The organism is Oleiphilus sp. HI0067 (assembly GCF_001635735.1).
In genome coordinates this window covers 1-799 of record NZ_LWFI01000615.1, presented here as the reverse complement: position 1 = coordinate 799, position 799 = coordinate 1, and the positions used below count along the sequence as shown (strand labels likewise).

The following is a 799-nucleotide window of genomic DNA, read 5'->3' as shown; positions in this document are numbered from 1 at the left end:
CGGCTGAATCTGAATCAGTATTTTGAAGAATAACTCCAAATTCTTCGCCGCCATATCGACCAGCGATATCTGTTTTTCTTAAATTGTCACGTACGAGCGAAGAGACCTTACGAATCACAGCATCTCCGGCTTGATGTCCGTAGGTGTCATTCACCTTTTTGAAGTGATCGATATCTAGCATGACAACGGAACATTCAGTTTTATAACGCGTGTAACGGGCGTACTCTCGAACAAGGCATTCTTCCCAATAGCCACGATTGTAGAGTTCTGTCAGTCGATCTGTGCGGCTAAGCATCTGTAATTCATCGTTGGCTTTTTCAAGAGCTTTACGGTTCGCTACGATGTCGGTGACATCGTAAATAATGATTACAGCTTGATTGACGCTTCCGTCCAAAGAAACTAGCGGTGATATGGTGATGTTTTGGTACATGAATTTCTCAGTACCGGTAATTGGTCGATAATTAGGGAACTGAAATAGATAAGGACGTTGTTCCCATGTCATAAATGAACGGTTTTTTAACGCAAATACCGTGTTCACTTTTTGTCTTAGCCAATCTTCTGGAAGATCTTTAAATTCTTCGAACAGGTTTTTATTGCGTAGCTTGTCAGAGCTGACTCCGCTGTGGCTCTCCATAAAGCTGTTCCAGACTTTTACATTGAACTGTTCATCAATAACAACTAATCCGACATCCACGGTTTGGACCATGTCCATCAACCAATGGAATTCTTTCATTTGTTCGAGTGCTGCTTCCATATTCTTAATTCAGTAGGTAGTTGATTTGCTCATACAGTTTATCGA

Annotated in this window: 1 protein-coding gene; it reads right to left on the bottom strand. The window is 41.3% G+C overall.

From position 1 onward, the window contains the following. On the bottom strand, positions 1-754 hold a 754-nt coding region (locus A3739_RS31235; protein WP_068500847.1), incomplete at its 3' end, for a diguanylate cyclase. Positions 755-799: the final 45 nt, after the last annotated feature.